General features: G+C 38.4%; 15 protein-coding genes. 9 read left to right on the top strand and 6 right to left on the bottom strand.

The features are described 5' to 3' along the window. Positions 1-384 precede the first annotated feature (384 nt). Positions 385-4,737, top strand: a complete 4,353-nt coding sequence (locus IQ236_RS07885; protein ID WP_228041484.1) for a Calx-beta domain-containing protein — start codon at positions 385-387, stop codon at positions 4,735-4,737. Between the two features lie 176 nt (positions 4,738-4,913). Here IQ236_RS07885 and IQ236_RS07880 read toward each other — a convergent pair whose 3' ends face one another. Further along, positions 4,914-7,064, bottom strand: coding sequence for a polyribonucleotide nucleotidyltransferase (locus IQ236_RS07880; RefSeq protein ID WP_193868756.1), 2,151 nt, complete (start codon positions 7,062-7,064; stop codon positions 4,914-4,916). A gap of 386 nt (positions 7,065-7,450) precedes the next feature. Between IQ236_RS07880 and IQ236_RS07875 the strand changes: the two genes are divergently transcribed. From IQ236_RS07875 to IQ236_RS07865, 3 genes are all read left to right on the top strand, one after another. Beyond that, complete coding sequence (locus tag IQ236_RS07875; protein ID WP_322744103.1) at positions 7,451-7,729, top strand: type II toxin-antitoxin system VapB family antitoxin; 279 nt, start codon at positions 7,451-7,453, stop codon at positions 7,727-7,729. A gap of 134 nt (positions 7,730-7,863) precedes the next feature. Beyond that, positions 7,864-8,196, top strand: a complete 333-nt coding sequence (locus IQ236_RS07870) for a ribbon-helix-helix domain-containing protein (protein WP_193868775.1) — start codon at positions 7,864-7,866, stop codon at positions 8,194-8,196. Next, positions 8,183-8,533 (top strand): type II toxin-antitoxin system PemK/MazF family toxin, encoded by a 351-nt coding sequence (locus tag IQ236_RS07865; protein WP_228041482.1) that lies wholly within the window; start codon positions 8,183-8,185, stop codon positions 8,531-8,533. The genes IQ236_RS07870 and IQ236_RS07865 overlap by 14 nt, the downstream gene beginning before the upstream one ends. A gap of 226 nt (positions 8,534-8,759) precedes the next feature. On the opposite strand, the gene IQ236_RS07860 is transcribed toward IQ236_RS07865, so the two are convergent. After that, complete coding sequence (locus tag IQ236_RS07860; RefSeq protein WP_193868755.1) at positions 8,760-11,744, bottom strand: tetratricopeptide repeat protein; 2,985 nt, start codon at positions 11,742-11,744, stop codon at positions 8,760-8,762. Positions 11,745-12,309: 565 nt separating this feature from the next. Here IQ236_RS07860 and IQ236_RS07855 point away from each other — a divergent pair. Together IQ236_RS07855 and IQ236_RS07850 are read left to right on the top strand one after the other, a co-directional pair. Beyond that, positions 12,310-13,038: an FHA domain-containing protein gene (locus tag IQ236_RS07855; RefSeq protein WP_193868754.1), complete on the top strand. Its 729-nt coding sequence runs from the start codon at positions 12,310-12,312 to the stop codon at positions 13,036-13,038. 317 nt (positions 13,039-13,355) lie between these two features. Then, positions 13,356-14,774, top strand: coding sequence for a serine/threonine protein kinase (locus tag IQ236_RS07850; protein WP_193868753.1), 1,419 nt, complete (start codon positions 13,356-13,358; stop codon positions 14,772-14,774). Positions 14,775-14,789: 15 nt separating this feature from the next. On the opposite strand, the gene IQ236_RS07845 is transcribed toward IQ236_RS07850, so the two are convergent. Next, positions 14,790-15,758: a formylglycine-generating enzyme family protein gene (locus IQ236_RS07845; RefSeq protein WP_193868752.1), complete on the bottom strand. Its 969-nt coding sequence runs from the start codon at positions 15,756-15,758 to the stop codon at positions 14,790-14,792. A gap of 19 nt (positions 15,759-15,777) precedes the next feature. On the opposite strand from IQ236_RS07845, the gene IQ236_RS07840 reads away from it, so the two are divergent. From IQ236_RS07840 to IQ236_RS07830, 3 genes are all read left to right on the top strand, one after another. Then, positions 15,778-16,962 carry a substrate-binding domain-containing protein gene (locus IQ236_RS07840; RefSeq protein ID WP_193868751.1) on the top strand — a complete coding sequence of 395 codons (1,185 nt, stop codon included), beginning with the start codon at positions 15,778-15,780 and terminating at the stop codon, positions 16,960-16,962. 220 nt (positions 16,963-17,182) lie between these two features. Beyond that, on the top strand, positions 17,183-17,650 hold the full coding sequence (locus IQ236_RS07835) for a helix-turn-helix domain-containing protein (RefSeq protein WP_193868750.1): 468 nt from the start codon (positions 17,183-17,185) through the stop codon (positions 17,648-17,650). Next, a complete protein-coding gene (locus tag IQ236_RS07830; protein ID WP_193868749.1) occupies positions 17,647-17,823 on the top strand; it encodes a hypothetical protein in 177 nt (58 codons plus the stop codon). The genes IQ236_RS07835 and IQ236_RS07830 overlap by 4 nt, the downstream gene beginning before the upstream one ends. A gap of 311 nt (positions 17,824-18,134) precedes the next feature. On the opposite strand, the gene IQ236_RS28160 is transcribed toward IQ236_RS07830, so the two are convergent. The 3 genes from IQ236_RS28160 to IQ236_RS07815 form a co-directional block, all read right to left on the bottom strand. Beyond that, positions 18,135-19,124, bottom strand: a complete 990-nt coding sequence (locus IQ236_RS28160) for a calcium-binding protein (protein WP_193868748.1) — start codon at positions 19,122-19,124, stop codon at positions 18,135-18,137. Positions 19,125-19,673: 549 nt separating this feature from the next. Next, the gene (locus IQ236_RS07820) at positions 19,674-20,204 is read right to left on the bottom strand and encodes a hypothetical protein (RefSeq protein ID WP_193868747.1); all 531 of its coding nucleotides are present in this window, start codon (positions 20,202-20,204) and stop codon (positions 19,674-19,676) included. Between the two features lie 93 nt (positions 20,205-20,297). Beyond that, positions 20,298-20,687, bottom strand: coding sequence for a hypothetical protein (locus IQ236_RS07815; protein WP_193868746.1), 390 nt, complete (start codon positions 20,685-20,687; stop codon positions 20,298-20,300). Positions 20,688-20,771 lie beyond the last annotated feature (84 nt).

Genomic DNA, 20,771 nt, shown 5'->3' with positions numbered 1-20,771 from the left:
GTTACAAATCAAGGAAGATAACATACACCCAAAAGTCTAATCTTCAGTAATTTCAGCGTTGAACTTTGTTAACGGGAGCAAAACTCATGGGTAGACTATCTAATATTAGGAGTATTTCTATGCCAGTCAGTGGACATAAAAAAAGTGAAAACTCTAAAAACCCGTTCTCAGTGTGGAAAAGACCTATAGCTTAATTAAATTTTTCCTTTAATATTTTGACCGTCTACTTAAGGTAAACATTTAGCACAGGACTAACCGATCCAGGGATAGGATACACCCGAATAGGGTTACTAAGATATTTTGTATTTTAGGATACAGAAAAATATACGGTTTAACCCATTCTTGACTTAAAATCTATCACCAACATAAATGGGGCTTCTGAATATGACACAGCTTATTGGCACTGCCAGCAACGATTTATTAACCGGGACACCCGAACCCGATGAAATCCTTGGATTTACCGGAAACGACACCTTACAAGGATTAGCCGAAAACGATAGCCTTAACGGAGGTCAAGATGCCGATTTGCTTTCCGGGGGTATCGGTAACGATCTGCTGTTTGGGGATATTGGCAACGATACCCTAGAAGGAGACTCAGGAGATGACCTCATTTATGGTAACGCTGGGGACGATCAACTCAATGGCGGTGAAGGAGCGGATCTGCTATTTGGTGGACAAGGCAGCGATACCCTATTTGATAGTGGTGGCAATGATCTTTTATTTGGAGATAGAGGAAACGACCTACTTTATAGTGGAACTGGAGTTAATGAACTTACTGGCGGAGGCGGTTCCGATGTATTTGTAATTGGCCGAGAACTGCTCGACGGTCAACTTGATATTGTGACTGATTTTCGGATTGGAGTCGATTTAATTGGATTAACCAATAACTTAAAATTTAGCGATTTACGGTTCGTACAAGTTGGAAACGATACCGTTATTGAAGATAAATTAAGTAATCAACAACTTATTTTAGTTCAAGAAATCGAAGCGACAGTTCTCAATAATCAAGCCAACTTTACTCAATCCATTGAAAGCAGTACGCCAATTATTGAGTTTACTAATACAACTCCCCTGCAAGTTCAAGAAGGTGAAACCTCAGCCCTATTTGTCAATGTTCAACGGGCAGGCTCTCTTTTAAATACGGTAAGTGCCACCCTAGGCTTAAAAACCGATACGGCTACATCCAGCGATGTCAGTTTAGAAGTTGTTGAAGTGGTCTTTCAACCTTATGAAACTTTCAAGGTTGTCTCGGTTCCGATCAATATTGTTGATGATCAGCAACCCGAACCCAATGAAAGCTTTCAGTTAACCCTATCTAACCCGAAAGGGGGCGCAACCCTGGGAGAATCTGAGGAAATAGCTGTCACCCTCCAAGATAATGATGTCAGTTTATCTCCTTCCCCGCTCCCAACGACATCATCTCTCTTTATTCCCCTGCCGCCCTCCCCTTCGACGATTAGTGTGTCTCTGTCTCCTGATATAGTTGCTGAAGATTCCGAAGTCCCCTTAGTGTATACCTTTACTCGTGAGGGGGGCTCTCTGAATTTGCCTATCACGGTTAATTTTAATGTTGGAGGTACGGCAAAACTGGGAGAAAATTACACAGTCACGAATGAGGGCACATTCACCAGTACCCAAGGCAGTGTTTCCTTCCCAGCCAATGTCACAACGGCAACGGTTACAATTGTTCCTATTAATGATGACAAATTTGAAGAGGTTGGAAAAACTGTTGATCTGACTTTGGTAGAATCGGGGTTTCTGTATGTTACTAATCCCCAAGAATCTACCGCCCTAGGAACTATCACCAGTGAAGATCCTCCACCTATGCCCCCGGTTTATAATTTTAGTCAGGCCGAATATTCTGTGTTTGAGGGTGATCCAGATATTCCTCAGAAGGCTAGTATTACGATTAACCGCAGCTTTGATACTGATTTGGTATCTAGTGTCAAAATTCTTCTGACTCCAGCCTTACAAAACGGCGGAACACCGGGCGTTGATGTGGAACCGACGGAAATCTCCTTAGTTTTTGCTGAAGCCGAGACTCAAAAAACCTTTTCCATCCCTGTTATTGGAGATAATACCATTGAACCCTCCGAAGTCATAGTCTTATCATTTGATCCAGATAACTTTCAACCCAGTGGACAACCTGGAACTATCAACCCCCAAGCCACTCTCAATATTAACGATGACGATGGCCCTACTACTTATGATTTTGCCAGTAAGTTCTTCCAAACCCTGGAAGGTAACTCAACCAACGTGACTCAGGTTGTTGAAATTAATCGTTCTGGGGATATTAATGTAGATTCTTCTGTTAATGTTAACCTGACGGGAGTTAATGCTGTCCCTAATGTGGATTTTGCCCCAGGGCCAATCACGGTTAATTTTAAGGCGGGAGAAATCACTCAAACGGTTCCTATTACGATTACAGGGGATTTAGGGTCTGATCAAAACAAAACTATTAATCTATCCCTGAGTGCTCCCCCAGGTAGTTTAGTGGGAAATCTCCACCCCACTGCGGATTTGCTGGTGATTGATGATGATAATGTTCCCACTTATGATTTCACGACTAATGTTTATGAGGTGCGGGAAAATAATGCTGATATTACTTACAGTGAAATCACCGTCATTCGTTCGGGTAAGGTTGATATAGCTTCATCGGTTACGGTTAATTTAAATACAGGTTCCCCCAACGGGGCTACCCCAGAGGAAGATTATTCTCCTTCTGAAATCGGCTTACAATTCCTACCGGGAGAAACCAGCAAAACCCTACAAATTACCATTAAAGGAGATGAAGTATCGGAATCTAGTGAGGCGATTGCTTTGTCGTTTTCCAATTTTGATAATGAGGGTCAACCGGGAACGACTGCACCGGAGGCAATTTTGACGATTGCAGATGATGATTCCCCACCTACCTATAATTTCGTACAGAACAACTATGAAGTTGAAGAAGGGGATGCTTCTAGTCAGTTTAATCAGGTTGAGGTGGCTCGTTCAGGGGATATTAGTCAACAGTCTAGTGTGGATGTGGTTTTGACGAGTGTTACTGCGATTTCGGATACGGATTTCAAACCAGGGCCAATACGACTGACTTTTGCTCCTAATCAAGATAAGCAAACAGTTCCGATTGAGATTATTGGTAATGTACGGGTTCAGCCTGACCGAACTTTGCAACTTTCTTTTGCTAATTTTGATCAAAATGGACAGGCTGGAAACGATAACCCGACTACGGTTGTTACGATTGATGATGATGATCAAGCTACTCTGAGTCTGACGACTGTAGAAGCGATTGCCACCGAACCCACCACCACGAAGGTTGAAAATGAGTTGCCTAAGAATGGAGTTTATCGGATTAGTCGTGCACCTGATACGTTCGGAGATTTAACGGTTAATCTTGCCCTGACACCCGATAAAATCTCTGAAGACGACTACACTCTAACAACTTCAACGGGGCAAACTGTTACAATTAATAATGATTCTACTGCTGTTGTTACCCTTCCCAATGACCAAGTTAGTCTTGATATTATTCTAACTCCCATTGATGATATTCCGGCAGAAGCTGATGAGTCTTTGACCTTGGCTTTGGCAGAAGGGGATTACAAGATTAGTCCGAAAGAAAACACCGCAACGGTTACAATTCAAGCCAATGATACGGCTGTTACCCAACTTGGTGATGGACAAAAAAGTCAAACCCCAGAAGATTATGCTTTAGTAGAAGGTTCCTTACGTCAAGCCATTCTGAATGCTCAATCTCTCACCGGAGAAGATACGATTACTTTTGCTGATCAAGCTTCTTCTGGGGTAATTAACCTCACGGGTGCTTTGCCTGCTCTCAATAGCGATATTATTTTCGACGGCCCTGGAGCGGATCAACTTAGCGTTCGTCGGGATACTGGAGGGGACTATAACATTTTTAATATCAATGGGGGCAATATCACGATTGAGGGATTGAAACTAACTAATGGCTTCCCGGCGGGAACTATACCGAGTACCTCCAGTACAACTACAGGTAGCCGAGGCGGTGCGATTAATATTACTTCATCCACCAGTAATGTTCAGGTGATTGATAGTTGGCTGGATGGAAACCGAGCCAATAACGGAGGTGCGATCGCGAATTCGGGTAAACTGACGATTCAAAATAGCACTATTAGTAATAATCAAGGCAGCAATGGAGGCGGCGTTATTGTTATTGATGGTCAAGTCCAAATTATTAATAGCACCATTGCTAATAATATCGCTAATATCGGGGGTGGAGTGTTTAATTCTGTGGCGGAGTTGACGATTACAAATAGCACTATAGGTTTCAACCAAGCCACCGGAAATAGTGGCGGTGTCCGAAATATTGGAGGGGTCAGCAATCTGAAAAACACGCTGATTGCTAGTAATACGGCTCCTTTTAATCCTGATGTGGGGGCATCTATTGAATTTGCCTTTAACAGTGGTGGCAACAACTTAATTGGAGACGGAACTGGAGGGGAAGGTTTAATCAATGGGGTTGATAACGATATTGTCGGTAGCAGCACCACTCCTATTGATCCGTTACTGAGTCCTTTACAAAATAATGGGGGAACCACACCAACACTAGCCTTAGCCAGCACTAGCTTGGCGATTAATGCCGGAAACAATAGCTTTGCTATCCCCCATACAAACCCCGGACAATTCGACCAACGAGGGCCTAACTTTACCCGGATTGTTAACAACATCATTGACATTGGAGCCTTTGAATCTCAACTGATTTAATCAGTTATCAGTGTAGAGACGCGCCATGGCGCGTCTGTACCAGTTATCAGTTATCAGTTATCAGTTGTTAACCCAGAACTAAAAACTAAAAACCCATAACTGATATTACTGACTATTTCACTGTGGCAGCCCGTGGAACAGGCAAGATGCCTGTTCCACATTATTGATATTACTGACTATTTCACCGCAGCCGCACGGGCAGCGGCGGCTTCATCAGGATGAATATTCAGACGAGTCAGATTAATCCGACCTTTGCTGTCAATTTCCCGAACTTTGACAATCACCTCATCTCCCACAGATACCTCATCCTCAACCCGAGGAACCCGGTAATCTGCTAATTGGGAAATATGAATCATTCCTTCCTTACCGGGAAGTAATTCTACAAAGGCCCCAATGGGGATAATCCGAGTAATCCGGCCTACATAGACATCCCCAGCATTCAGTTTGCGAGTCATGCCTTGAATAATTTGATAAGCACGGGCAGCATTCTCACTATCCGTTGAAGCAATGGTCACCGTACCATCATCATCAATATCAATCTTGACTCCGGTTTCTTCGGTAATCCCCTTAATGGTTTTCCCACCAGGGCCAATCACCAAACCAATCAAATCAGGATCAATTTTCAGCGTTAACAACCGAGGTGCAAACGGAGATAAATCAGAACGCGGTTTGCCAATCACCTCTAACATTTTTTCCAGGATATGCAGTCGGGCAGGTTTGGCTTGATAAATGGCATCGGCTACCGTTTTCATCGGTAGTCCGGTGATCTTCATATCCATTTGCAGCGCGGTGACTCCACTATCGGTTCCCGCCACTTTGAAGTCCATATCTCCCAAAAAGTCCTCAATTCCTTGGATATCGGTGAGAATCCGAACCTCTTCCCCTTCTTTAATTAACCCCATCGCCGCCCCACTCACGGGTTTGGAAATGGGAACCCCGGCATCCATTAACGCTAATGTTGATCCACAGACCGAACCCATTGAAGTTGAGCCGTTGGACGATAATACTTCTGATACGACCCGAATCACATAGGGAAACTGATCCTTAGACGGTAACACAGGAACTAAGGCCCGTTCTGCTAACGCGCCATGACCAATTTCTCGCCGACCCGGTGCCCGCATGGGTTTGGTTTCCCCAACGGAATAAGGGGGAAAGTTGTAATGGTGCATATAGCGTTTTTCTTCTTGGGGATGCAAATCATCTAAATCCTGAGCATCTCCCGGCGTTCCTAAAGTCGCAATGGATAACACCTGAGTTAAACCGCGATTAAACAAGGCACTGCCATGTACCCGTTTCGGTAAACAACTCACCTTACAAGATACTGGACGGACTTGATCTAAATTGCGACCATCCACCCGGACGCTATCTTGGACAATTTGCTGACGCATTAACTCCTTGGTGATGTCCTTGAAAATCTGACTCACCAATTTAGAATCCTCGGTTGTCGCCACCCGCAGTGGATCATCTTCGGGTAACGCTTCAATGGGGGTAATAATTTGTTCTTCCTTAATTTCATCCAAGTGGGCATCCCGTGCCGTTTTATCCAAGTCATATTGTTGGAGAACTTGTTTAACGGGGAGAGTCACGCGATCGCGGATAAATTCGATTAAACCGGTATTTCCTTCCGGGGGTTCACCGGGTTTGATTTCAATCCCCAAGTCTCGCATTAATTCCTCTTGGGCTTTGATTAAATCACAAACCGCCTCATAACCAAAATCAATCGCCTCAATGATATCCTGTTCCGGCAGTTGGTTCGCCCCCGCTTCCACCATCACCACGCCATCGGGGGAACCCGCCACGACTAAATCCAAATCCCCATTCTTCACTTCTCGGTAGGTGGGATTAATAATAAAATCATCTCCCACTAATCCCACCCGTACCGCAGCCATCGGCCCAAAAAAGGGAATTTTAGCTAAAATGACGGCTACAGAAGCACCTGTGACGGCTAACACATCCGGTGGCACCTGTTCATCCATAGACAACGTTGTGGCGACAACCTGAATATCATCCCTGACCCAATGGGGAATCAGAGGACGTAAGGGACGGTCAATTAAACGGCTAGTTAGAGTAACCCGATCCGGCGGACGACCTTCCCGACGTAAGAATCCCCCTGGAATTCTTCCCCCTGCATACAGTCGTTCTTCATAGTCCACTAACAAGGGCAGAAAATCGATTCCAGGTCTGCCTTCAGCGCGAGTCGCAGTCACTAGAACTGATGTATCTCCAGACTCGATTAAAACGGCTCCACCTGCCTGTGGCGCAAGTAAACCTATTTTGAGTCTAATATCCCGTCCATCAAAGGATATTGACTTAATGATCTCTTCCATGTATTTTATCTTCCTTCTTCTTCCACGATTCTCTCTCTGTCGTGATCGTAACACGGTGATGACTATGGGTAGGGAGTGTGTAAACCCTCGCAGTCAACCCTTAGTCATGAACAGTTAACAGCCTTCTAGTCACGATTTCACAAGCAACAGAGGGAGTTTTAAAGTTAAACTGAGGTTTCTGATCTTCAATCTCATTCGACCTCTGGATTGAGGTTGATTTTGACTAACCCTTATGTTTTAGAAACCTGAGTTCAGTTTTTCATTATAGTTCCTGACCTTCTCAATCCTCTCGATTTGAGTTAACTAATGTGATTTTAACGGAACTGAGATTAACTGGATGTCCTTAAATACTGGGTTTCGGGCTAATTTTAACTTTTTTTGAGGGGGTGAGAGACTTGAGAAGATACACCGAGAGTGATCGAACCTTACTCGCAGGAGTAAAATACAGGGTAACTACGCTCGAAATTGACAAAAATCTGCTTCAAGAAGCCCTTGATTTGAGTCACCATTTAACACCTACTACATTAATCGAAGCAGCTTTACGCGAGTACATTCAACGTCGCAAACAACTAAAAATAGTGGAATTGTTTGGTACTATTGACTACATAGAAACTAAAGCCCATAGAAACCGGGTTTCTGAAGAGATATTGATGGAATACTATTAATCTTAATGAGAAACCCGGTTTCTTGAGTGTGTGCGATCGCTCTGAGGTGGTATCAGTTATTGAATCAGCGAAATTGCTATATTGATGCTATAATTAATAATGGCATATCACCATTGATAATGACCGCAAAAACTATGAGCAAAGAAAACGTGATGTTGACACTAGATCGCGAGAAAAAAGCAGCACTTTGCGCGATCGCGACTCTCATGGATCGGGATTTAAGCGATATCGTAAATGAAGCTATTTCAAACTATCTGGAAATCAATCAAAAACTCCTTACAGAAAGCACAAAAAATATTGAAAAACCCAAGGCTTGTGACTTGATTAAGGAGGATCAAAAAAAGGAATCTATTGATTTACAATCTCGCGGTATAAATCGAGAACAAGCAGCCAATTTGCGGGCTAGACTGCAAAGTTTTTCTGAAGATTGGGATTGTCCAGAAATGGATGTCTATGATGCCTTATAATCGCGGTGAAGTGGTGTTAGTTTTGTTTCCTGATTCCAGCCTAAGAACAGCTAAACGACGGCCAGCTTTGGTAATTCAGGCGTGGGGTATAGAAACTAATTTGTCGCAGACTATTGTGGCAATGATTACGAGTAATCTGGATCGTGCTGGACATCCCAGCCGAGTGTTTGTAGATATCACAACATCTGAAGGACAGCAAACAGGATTAATAACAAATTCGGTGATTATGACTGATAATATCGTGACTGTCCTCGATTCAGAAATTGATAGAGTGATCGGTGTTTTCTCAGATATGATATCCGTAGATGCAGCACTCAAATATACATTAGGACTGTAGTATTTGAAATTAACTCAAAGTTCTGTTGCTGTTAATTTTATGTTGAATTACCTCAATAGATTAAAATTGTTAATATTTTAACCTCAAAATCTCACAGAATCCTCAATTTTTGACACAAATTATTAATTGTAGTTCGGGTTGAGGTACGAAACTTAACAAAGGTAATGGGAGTGTTGTTAGTGTTGGGTTGCGCTTTCGCTTAACCCAACCTACTAAACTTTACTACTTAATCCTGTACTCGCCAAATTTTAATTAAATTATCACCACCTCCACTAACTAAGGTATAACCATCTGGACTAATTGCAAGAGTTAATACCCCTCCTGAGTGAGCAGAAAATTGTTTTAATTGCTTTCCATTATTAAGATACCAAACAATAATATTACCACCCGAATCACCACTTACTAAACGTTTTCCATCGGGACTAATAGCAAAAACATTTACAGAATCATTATGTCCATTTAAAGTTAGAATTTCTTCTCCTGTTTTAATATTCCAAAACTTGATAGTTGTATCATCGCTTCCACTAATTAAAGTTTCTCCATTAGCAGTAATAATAAGCGTGTTGACAGAATCATTGTGTCCAACTGTATCAATCTCTTCTTGAGTAGCTAAATTATAAAGTACAATTTGCCCATCGGTACTTCCAGCAGCTAAAATTTGACTATCTTTAGAAATGACAATAGATTTTACCTCCTCCCCAAAATTAACTGTTAAAGTATCAATTTGTTTGCCACTATTTAGATCCCAGATTAAAATACTACCACTATTACCACCACTAGCTAAAATTTGACCATTATCAGAAATTGCTAAAGCATATATTTCCTCATTGTAATCGTCAATCAGTGTCTTTTCCTTTTTTTGTATTGATAAGTTCCATAATTTTATTTTATTGTCATTGCAAGAAATTAAAATTTGGCTATTTGGTACAAAAGCCAAAGAATAAATATTAGTTTGATCACGATAACTAACTCTCGGTTTTTCTGTGATCAAATCCCATATTTTTATAGTATCATCATCAGCAGCACTACATAAAGTTTCATTATCAGAAGAAAAAATAACAGATCTGACGTAATCAGAATGTCCAGAAAGGGTAGAAATCAGCACGACATTTTCTAATTTTTTCCTTCTATCTATTAAACTGTGTTTTTGTTGACTTTGTTGACGTTTTACTTCATCCCAAACACCTTGAACAATATCCTTATTTCTTTGTGCTTGACTATAATTAGGGTTAATTCTCAAAGCCGAATCATAATCTAAAATGGCTTGTTCATATTCCCCTAACTTATAATAAGCATTACCACGATTACAATAAGCACTATCCCAATTAGGCTTAATTTTCAAAGCTTCAGTATAATCATCAATGGCTTTTTGAGTTTGCTCTAACTTCATATAAACTAATCCCCGATTATAATAAACATCAGCCCATTGAGGATTTAACTCAATGGCTTGATCAAAATCTCGAATTGCTTGAGTATATTCCTCATTTTTAGAACGATTTAAACCCCTTTGATAACAAGCATCCTGAACACTCAAAGAATGATTGTCATTAATCGCTTGTAAACATTGATTTAACTTATTGATATAGTTAACATCATCAATTGTTAAAGCAGATGTCACCTTAGTTAATAAAGATTCAAAATCCTTCGTTATTTCTAACTCATGTAACTTTAACCACTGTTGTAAAGAATAAATAATCCGTCCTTTTGCCCAAGTTTTATCAGCTAAATTCGCTAAACCCAAAGCTAAATCTAACGCTAAATCAGGAATAAGGGCGCAGCGTTCGTTATCTTCAGTTAAAGCATCATACATTTTTTGGTAATAGAAAACAATTGATTTAATTAACTCTTTTAATATTTCTGTATCATTGACTTTGTTAATTAAATTTGGTAAAAGTTGAGGAAGGCTAGGGGGTAAATTGTATTCAATCAGGAAATACTCATCAGCAATCAAACCGGAAAATACACAATGATAAAGAATAAAGAATTGTCCTAATTCTTCAAAATCTTTACTATTAACTCGATAATGAAGTTCTAAATCACTAATATTAATCCCACTACTTCTAAACTTTTCCTCTTTTTGTAAAATTGCCAAATTCTGCACATTATCAGCACCATAAATTTTATCTACTTCTTCAGAACTTTCTCCTGTAGCAATTAATTTTTCTCTCGTTTCTAACCATTTTTTAGCCCGATTTTTAGCAGCATCATAGAGAATATTACGATAAGGTAAACGAGATATAATTGGATCATAACGAAAATCAGACCAATTTAAGCCCCAATAAGCTACCCGAAAATTAAGATAATCGCCATCAATTTCTGATTCTAAAACTAAAGTGGGTTCTGATTTTAAAACACCGAATAAAGCCTTAATACTCGCTTCACTGTGAAAAGTTTTACTAACCCAAGCCCCCGCTAAAAAATCTAAAGGACGTTTTTGTTGAGCATATTCTTTAAAAAATTGTCGTAATCCTTCCGCTAAAGTTAATTCCAGATCAGGAAATCCTTTATTATTATTGGCAGCATTAGCAAAGCGTTCAAATTGTAATTTAGGCGGTGCAAAAAAGATATGTAAAGGCATGACACCAGTAATGTTAGAATTGAGAATATCGGAAGCAACTAACCAAACAGGAGAATTTTCTAATCTTTTTTGTTCTTCAACAACTTTTAAAGAAGTTTGACGTTGATAAATTGCTAACTCTCGCTGAAATTCTTGATTTAATTGGAGAATTTGTAATTGTAATTCCTTTTCTTGTTCAAAACGCCACCGTTGAAAATCAAGATTTTTGTCATTAATTATAATTTGCACTTGTTGAATAAACTTTTGTAATTCGTCTTGACGTTGCTGACTTAATCTCGCTTGTTCAGCTTGAAAAACCAGTTGTCTTTCTTGTAATTCCTTAGCTCTTTGATGACTTAATGTAGCTTGTTCAGCTTGAGCAGTAAGTTGTCTTTCTTGTGCTTCTTTAACTCTTTGATTACTCAAATATGATTGTTCAGCTTGAAATTGTTGTCTTTCTTTCTCCTGAATATATTGTAACTTTAATTGAGCAACTTGCATTTCTTCTCGTCTTTCAGCTAAAGCTGTATTAGACTGAACAATGGCAGTAGTATTTTCTCGTTGTTTTCTGGCTGTATATACTTGTGGTGTAAAGATAGCTTGAGCCGTATCAACTATTGCTTTACCTACATTTTTTAACCAATTCCAAACCATAATCAAACCTCCATTAATTGTACTAAGTTCATCGGTTAATCTCCTGAAGTCTTAAATCGGAATTTTCTTGAAAAATTAATTTTTTTGCATCTGTTCCAAGTTGGCATAGGCGAACTTTAACTGTGTAGCAACAGGTTTAAACCTGTCGAAGTATCGAAAAAAATTACTCATGGCAATAGCCTATCACACTCTTAGGGAAAAAAAGTTGCCAAAAAGTGAAACCCAAAGTGAAAAAAGTGAAAAAAAGTGATATTAGAGGTTTAAATGCCCATGAACACGGAGTAAATGGGATTTTAACTACTATATGATCAATTCCACATCCGGGGATGGATAGGAAGATTGCCAGTCTTTTTCCCAGGAAATCATAGATGGACTGGAAAATCTACTCCATAGTGTTGATAACTTTTTTTACCCTAGTCCCCGACTTAACAGTTCTTGATTTTGTTGACGTTTTTATTTATGTTAAAAAAGTTTAAAATTTTAGATGCTTTTAGATATTTCAGGTATAATTTATGATTAATGATAGTTAAACAATAATATCTAGTTCTATCTGGACGGTAGGAATATGATTAACCCAGAAGTGCTGTTTCTGAAAATTCAATACCCTGATGGTCGGGCGGAAAATTACCCCCTCTCCTCTCAAACTGAAGATAGCCTGATTAGAATTGGTCGTTTAGATCATAATGATATTGTTCTTCAACCCGATCCTGAAGAACGGGTTTCCAGAACTCATTGTTATATTGTTAAAAAAGGAAACCAAGGATATTGGTGGCTTGTGGATGAAGGGAGTAAAAATGGAACTTGGATCAAACGATATGCGGAATTGGAGCAGGATGTGCGACTACAAGGAGATAAAGGAGTTCGCCTTCACCATGAAGATCTGATTTTGATCTATAGCTCATCAGAAACTTCACCTTTTCAATTAACATTTTTGGATGAACAAGATTCTACTAAAAAGCCCCCACCTGAGCCTTTCTTGGAGTATAACTTGAGTCAAAGAAAGTTGTTTGTCGTTACGGGAGATAACCGCTACCCCATAAAATTAACCCCTTTACAACGGAAAATGGTTGATTTTATGGCTGAACAAAATCATCAGAATCAGGGTGAACCTACTTTGTGTCAACATCTCGATTTAATTCAGGCTATTTGGGGAGATGATCGAACTAAAATCAATGGTGATGTTGCTAATTTGATTTGTCGATTAAAAGAAATTACTGATAATCACAAGATTAATAACGTTTTTGAGACGCTCAGAAATGAAGGTTATGTTTTTAATGTTAAACTGGTTGACTGATATATAGTAAGTCTAAATCAGTTGTACAAATGTCTGAAAATCCAATTAATTTATCGTAGGGGCGAGGCGCGCCTCGCCCCTACAGGAGGATTTCTGGTAATTTTTTAGGATTAGTAATCAGCCATGATTATTATTCTACAATCTCTTTAGACTTGCTATATAAAGTCTTTTAAATGTTATTTTCTCACTAATAACCATTATCAATCTGCTCTCTGGAGTAGTTTTGGGTTTGAAAATTCAACAGTTTTTGGGTTTGAAGGAGAAAAGCGATCGCTTATTTCTCTATAATTATTTTCAATAACCAGGGGAGATCTGTTATGAAGAATCAACAGGATGATGATAGCAATGATTCTGGCTTCGGTCATACCAATAAGGAAGATACAGAAAAAATACATCAAAACTTTAGAAGGGATAGAAGCAATCAACAGAATAAACCGTTGTACTGGCAACCTGGCAAAAAGTTAAAAGATGGCAAGTATATTATAGAAAAAATGTTAGGGAGGGGAGGTTTTGGCGTTACTTATCTTGTGAAAAGCCAAGGCAACAAAAAATTTGTAGTTAAAACTCCAAGACCTAGACTGCTTTATCTAAATGATTCTTCTGATACTGAGTTGGAGCTTGAAGGATTCAAATTGTTCGGTTTATTACATACTGTACAAAATCCTCATATTGTTAAACTTATAGATACAATTCGTGAGGATGGTTTGCCCGGTCTTGTGATGGAATATGTGAAGGGAAAAAACTTAGAAGAATTAGTCGATGAAAAAGGTATTCTACAAGAAAGTGAAGCAATTCACTACATTCGACAAATTGGTGAAGCTTTGCAACTTATTCATCAAATCAATATGTTACATAGGGATGTAAAGCCCAAAAATATTATTATTAGAGATAGTAGTTTAGAAGCCGTATTAATTGATTTTGGAATTGCTCGTCATTTTACAACTCATGATCAGGCTAGTAGTTTAACGGTAAGGTATTCAACGGGTTATGCACCCTTTGAACAATATTCAAAAGCTAAGATTCAGAGAGAGTTTACAGATGTTTATGGATTAGCTGCAACTCTCTATTTCTGTTTGACAGGAGAAGCTCCTATTGAATCCCTAATCCTAGAAAAAGATAGAGAGCAATTAACTACTCCTAATACATACAATCCATATATTAGTGAACAAACGAATTCAGCGATCATGAAAGGATTGGAATTTGAGGGAAAAAATCGTCCTCAATCTGTTGAAGAATGGTTAGATTTACTGCCTAAACCAGAAAGCAAGAAGACAGTCAAATCTTCTCCACCTCAACACAATCCTCCTCGACGTTCCCGACCTGCACCAGTACCTCCTCCGATACCGAATCCCCCTGTAATTCAACAGGAAAAACTGCCATCTTCCCCTGTGACGGATTGGGGTTTATATGGAAGAACAGCATTGATGGGGGCAGGAGTTTGGTTAATTGCGATCGCTATTTTTAACAGCCAACCTATTACTAATCAGGGAATTTGGATAGCTGTTGGGATTATTTTATGGGGAATTTCACTTTTCTTAAACAATCACTCTTCTCTAGGGCAAAAAATACTCCAACACATTTTTTCCATAATTTCATATTACCTAATTTACTTATTTTTGAGATTTTTTCTAAAAATGGAAGCAAGTTCAATTGTTTTTTTAGCCCCAATCTCTGGTATTTTAGCAATGACGATGATGGCAATGGCTGAATTATTTATTAATGGAGATTCAGAATAATCTTAGTCTATCAAGTTAGAGGCTGTTTACACAGACAACTCTGAACCCAATGCGATTACTTTTAACTTTTTTCCACATCTCTTCTCGGGCAGCACTGCGGCATCTTGATGGAAAACTATGCCAAGCTCCACCTCGAATTACTGCTTGTTCATTCACTCCGCTCGTGTAAGGTGTTCCATCTGTAGGAGTTCTATCATAATTATCATGCCAAGAGTCGCTGCACCATTCCCAAACATTCCCGTGCATATCTTCTAAACCAAACTGATTTGCGGGGAAATTTTCGACACCAACTGGAGTTGTTTGCCCTTCATATTTTCCGTCGCTTTGTTTGGATTTGTAAGAATAATGCGTATCGTAGTTCGCTTGTGTAGGGCTAATATCATCACCAAAATAAAAGGGGGTGCTTCTACCAGCACGGCAGGCATATTCCCACTCAGCTTCACTGGGTAAGCGATATTCTCTTCCAGTTTGCTTACTTAATTCATTACAAAATTTTTGGGCTTCCTTCCAAGATACAGTTTCTACAGGTAAATTCTGTCCTTTGAAGGTTGATGGGTTGTATCCCATAACAGTTTCCCACTGTTCTTGTGTAATGGGAGAACGACTCATATAAAATGATTTTTTAAACTTCACTTGACGTAAAGGTTCTTCAGAAGATAAATGTCCAACTTCATCAGAAGGAGAACCCATTATAAACGTTCCCTTGGGAACTTCTACCAGTTCTAGCGATAGAGTCCCATTTAACCCTACCTCAGTATAGATCTGGAGTGTTATCTCAGACTCTCCTTTGTCTGTGGACGTTTTAATCCGCTTTTTGCTAGAAATAAAATCTTGAGGAGCAGATAGGGGTGGAGATTTAGATGCTAACGAATTACTCTGTTGAGACTTGGGTAATATTTTTGATAGGATTGTTAAAACACCTATACTAATCAACCCCAAGAGAATGACTAAAAATTCATTTCGTTTGTAAAGTTTTTTGAACATACTCAAACTCTGAAAGTCTATGTTTAAGTTGTCTGCGTATCAACGTCGATTTAGAGCCTGTTTAGGATTATTTTTAGCACTTTTTATCTTAGCAGGAAGTTGTAGTCTAATCAATTCTAATAGGTTAACTGCAACTCAGTGTAACAAAATAGCAATTTTTCTGCCTGAAACTGGCGCAGCACAACGATGGGAGGGATCAGATCGTCCAGCATTAGAACGCGGAATCGCTAAGAAACTCAAAGATCATGTTAATGAGGATCTCATGCTTCTCTATTTTAATGCTAATGGAAATTCAGAAAAGCAAAAGGAGCAAGCCAAACTAGCTTTTGATCAAAACGTATGTTTACTAATTATTGGGCCTAGTGGAAAGTCTGCAATAGAAATTGTACGGGATGCAACTCAACGCGGTATACCTGTAATTGCCTATGATCGTGTTATTGATGACAAGCAAAATACTTATGCACCTTATTATATTTCTTTTGATAGCCAGCTTGTCGGCAAATATCAAGGTGAATACATTGCAAAGGAACTGGGAAAAGGTAATAGCAGTAAATATCAATTTCAAAATCAGAATAATAAGTATGTAATGATTAATGGAGATCAGGATGATAATAATACCACATTGTTGAGACAAGGTTTTGAGGAAAGCTTAAACAGTTATATCAACAATGGAACAATTAAATATATAGAAAAACCCTATAATCAACCTCTATACATAGAAGACTGGGATGGGCGAACAGCTGCAAATAAGGTGGTGGAAATTTTAAACAAGAATCCTGATCTAAAAATTGCTTGGGTAGCGAATGATAATATGGCTAATCATATTATTGGTAAGTTGGGTGACAGAAAAGGTAAAATATTGATTACAGGTCAAGATGGTACAATCCAAAGCTTAAAAAATATTAAAGACAAGTCACAGTCTATGACTGTTTGTAAAGATAGTCAAGATATTGCAGAAAGAACAGCTTCTCTAGTTGAAGCCTTATTTAACGATGAGGATCAAAAAATTAGTCAGTTATTACCAGACAAAGTTGATTATACTAAAAGTCAAGCTTATGTATCAAAAAAGGTTTATTCTGTAAGGGAGGATAATTTTGAATACAGAGTATCTCGTGATAAAAAGGATAATATTTTATTAGAAAATACTTGTAAAGGAATTAGTAAAACAGATATTTCCACACAGGAACCCTCCTCTAAGCAATAGTTAACCTAGAATTTTAAATTATTTATTTCAATCAAATTGAGATTTTTAAGGAATGAACAATAAAGAGCTAAATTCTCTAAAGCCTGACTATAGGGGAAATATGAGCGTTCTACACTCCCGCTTAAAACTGGGAAAAATTAAATCTATTTTCAATTGACTTTTTAGATAAATTTCAGATAATAGATTTAAAAATATTTTTCTGTTTCAGGGGGTAGCAAATATGTCTCAATCATTGTATTTAAAACCTTTAGAATGGCGATGCTTAAAAAGGGATTTACAAGATCCCTATTTACCGAAAAAATATCAACAACGGATTCAGATTATCTTGCTGACGGATGAGGGTAAAACTCAGCGCGAAATTTGTCAATTGTTGGGATGTTCAGCAGTAACGGCGAGACGTTGGATGTTAATGACAAAACAAGGTAAAGCAGAACAGTGGAATAATCAGCCTATTGGTCGTCCGCAAAAAGTGAATCAGGATTATTTACTGCGTTTGGAAGAATTACTGAAACATTGTCCTAAAGAGTTTGGTTCTAAATCAGAATATTGGAAAGCGAAGAGTTTAGCAAAACAACTGAAGCGGGAGTTTGGTGTTGAAATTAGCGATCGCCACATTAATCGTTTACTCAAACAACGGGGATTAACTTTAGCTGAATTTAATGCTAATTTGCAAGGAGAATCAACATGATGAAATGTGATCAACTGATGTGTTATTGGGTGAGAGATTCCCATGATCCAGATCATTATGTTTGTTTAAAATGCAATCAAGAACGTCATGTTAATCACTCAGCAACACCAGAAACTTTTATGATGTTATTTTTCATCGGATTATTTGTAACAATATTGCTTCGTTCACTTTAGGAGAAACCGGGTTTCTGAGAAAGGTTAATATTCACCAATAAAGATCCATTTAGAAACCGGGTTTCTGGGGTGCTAGAAACCCGGTTTCTCAGGAAAGTTAATACTTAGGAAGAAAGATTGATTAGAAACCCGGTTTCTCAGGTGCTCTGGGGTGCTAGAAACCGGGTTTCTCAGGGAAGTTAATACTTAGGAAGAAAGATTGATTCAGAAACCCGGTTTCTCAGGTACTCTGGGGTGCTAGAAACCGGGTTTCTCAGGGAAGTTAATACTTAGGAAGAAAGATTGATTCAGAAACCCGGTTTCTGGGGTGCTTAGACATATTTGAAAGCACTACTGCTCAAACTCAAACTCGTGTTACCTTGAACAATACCAATCAATTCATCTTTAGCACTAAAACCAGTAATACCATCATTATCGAGTAAAATTCGGGTGTTGGAACCAGAGACGTTTAAGACATAATTACTCGCCGATCCTTTGAGTTGAATTTTATCCTGAGTGGCATTAAAATCGATAATTGAAGCATAATCTGCTTTACCAGGAGTGAGTAAACTACCATCGTTATAGTAGACATTATTACTGTCACCCAAAATAAACTGATCGACTCCTGTTCCTCCGGTTAATTGATCAATTTCTCCCCGCCCGGGAGTACCACTGCTAGTAATAATTGAAGTTGCTCCGGCAATCATAGCATTAGCGCTAACGCCAATCAAAAGATCGTCTCCTGTACCGCCAATTAAACTATCATTACCAGAACCTCCGGTAAGCATATCGTTACCGTCTCCACCGTCTAATTTATCATTACCAGAACCTCCACTGAGTTGATCAACATCAGAACCTCCTTGGAGAGTATCATTACCAGAGTCTCCGTTGAGAATATCGTTACCACTCCCTGCGGATAAAATATCATTACCGGAGTTACCATTAAGAATATCTCCACCACCGAAGGCATTCAGGGTATCATTACCGGAGTTACCATTAAGAATATCTCCGCTTTCACTCCCGTTGAGAAGATCATTTACACTGGTGCCATTCAGAATTTTACCTGTTCCTGAATTAATAGTAGTAGAAACGCCGTTGCTAGTCCCAGTATTGATCACGATTGTTGGAGAATTAGGAGCATTCATTACCATGATTTGATCAATTGAAGACCCATTCATAGATAAACTACTGGTTTGAGTCATCGTACCTGATAAAGAAGAACTATTAGTGGATGAAGTTCCACTGTCAGGAGCATTCATCACCATCGTTTGATTAATTGAAGACCCAGATGAAAACAAATTAGACCCAATAGAAATAGCCATAATATTCTCCTAGGTTGTTAGGCTATCAAGACCTAATGAGGGTAAAAAATAAGTCTAAATAAATAGATTATTGTCCATCAAAAGACCTTGAGTAGATTTTTGGATTTCCAGCTTTTTGAAGAGCTTTGATTATTAATTTTGCACATATTTATGAATAGATCAATAGATTTTAAACCGCTTAAAAGACCTGAAAATATAAAAAGTATCAGCCATTTTCAATCTGTTTTAATAAAAAATATCGTGAAATATTGATTACATCTATAATTTTTAAATCTAATTTCAATAAATCCAGACAAAATATGTATTTTTGATGCCATCATAGACTTAGGGAATTGCAGAAAGTTAAGGGTAGGGGCGGGTTTAGCAAGATTGAGATGAAATTCATCAAGACCTCAAAGAATCCGCCTGTACAAATGTCTGAAAATCCAATTCATCGTAGGTATGAGGCGTACCTCGCCCCTACAGGGGGATTTGTGTCCATTTTTTAAATTAATAATTTTGATGATGATGATTGTACAATCCCTTTAGACTTGCTATATAGAATTAATACTAGAAATTATTCAATAAATTATCTTGGGCATTTCTAATTTCTTGACGATATCTGTCAGGACAAAGAGTGTGCATACTTGCCAGCATGATTGCAGAACCTTGGATGCTATCTTTATAAGGATTACCTCCCAAACGGTTAATAATCATAAACAGCAAATTGCCAGAACCTTGATAATTACAAATTGATTGAGCAAATTGGTATTTTTGTTCGTCAGATAAGTGTTTCCATAAAGGAATTCCTGAATCCGTGTAATATTGATATAGTGCTGCTTCTCTCGGACTAGATAAAGCGCTTAATGCTTTAAAATCAATTTCACGCCCTAATGATGCAGCACTATTATCAGCAAGTAAAGAATCGGAAATATTGGAAGTTTTTGAACCCCTCAATGAACTTAGGGAAAAATATCTTGAGGTTAAGGAAGATGTTGGAAGCTCAGAAGATGTTGTTAAAGCAAGAACAGAATTTTGTAATATTCCTAACGTGATCATATTAATAATCATTACAGAAATTATTTTGACAGAATGAAACATAATTTTCAGTCTCCTTAAATGGGTTTATTTGATTAAAGTAGTAAAATTTGATGTCAGAACAATTGCTCGATAATTGAGCAATTGTTCCCATCTCTATATCCGTCTAACACTCGTAACTGCTGAAGACTTACCTGTGCGCTCATTGATCAGGGTAATCCAGCGATCATTTTCCATAATTACAGTAACGACATCTCCAACTTCAACACCAATTGAACTGGCATAGTAGACATCAAACTCGTTGCCTGTAGAAACGCTTTTGAGCTTAATATTTCTAGTGCCAGAATATATGCCTGTAACAGCAAAAGCATACCGTGACTGAGCAATAATATAGCCAGGTAAATTTTCTGAGTAAACTTGTCGAACACCTGAATTATTACTGATACTTGACTTAGCCAATACAGGTAAATTGGTAATCAAAGGGGAAGAAGTAACTAAGATTAGAGCAGAAATCAGGGACAATTTATTTTTGGCAAAATTAGACATAAGATTCCTCCGGGTTGGACTTCTAAAAAATGGGATATTCCTGAAAAATCTATCCAAAAACTTTAGATTGACCAAGTAAAACTT

It is taken from the genome of Planktothrix mougeotii LEGE 06226, from assembly GCF_015207485.1.
Taxonomy (GTDB): domain Bacteria; phylum Cyanobacteriota; class Cyanobacteriia; order Cyanobacteriales; family Microcoleaceae; genus Planktothrix.
Note: the sequence above shows the minus strand (reverse complement) of the source record. Positions and strands in the feature narration are given on the sequence as shown.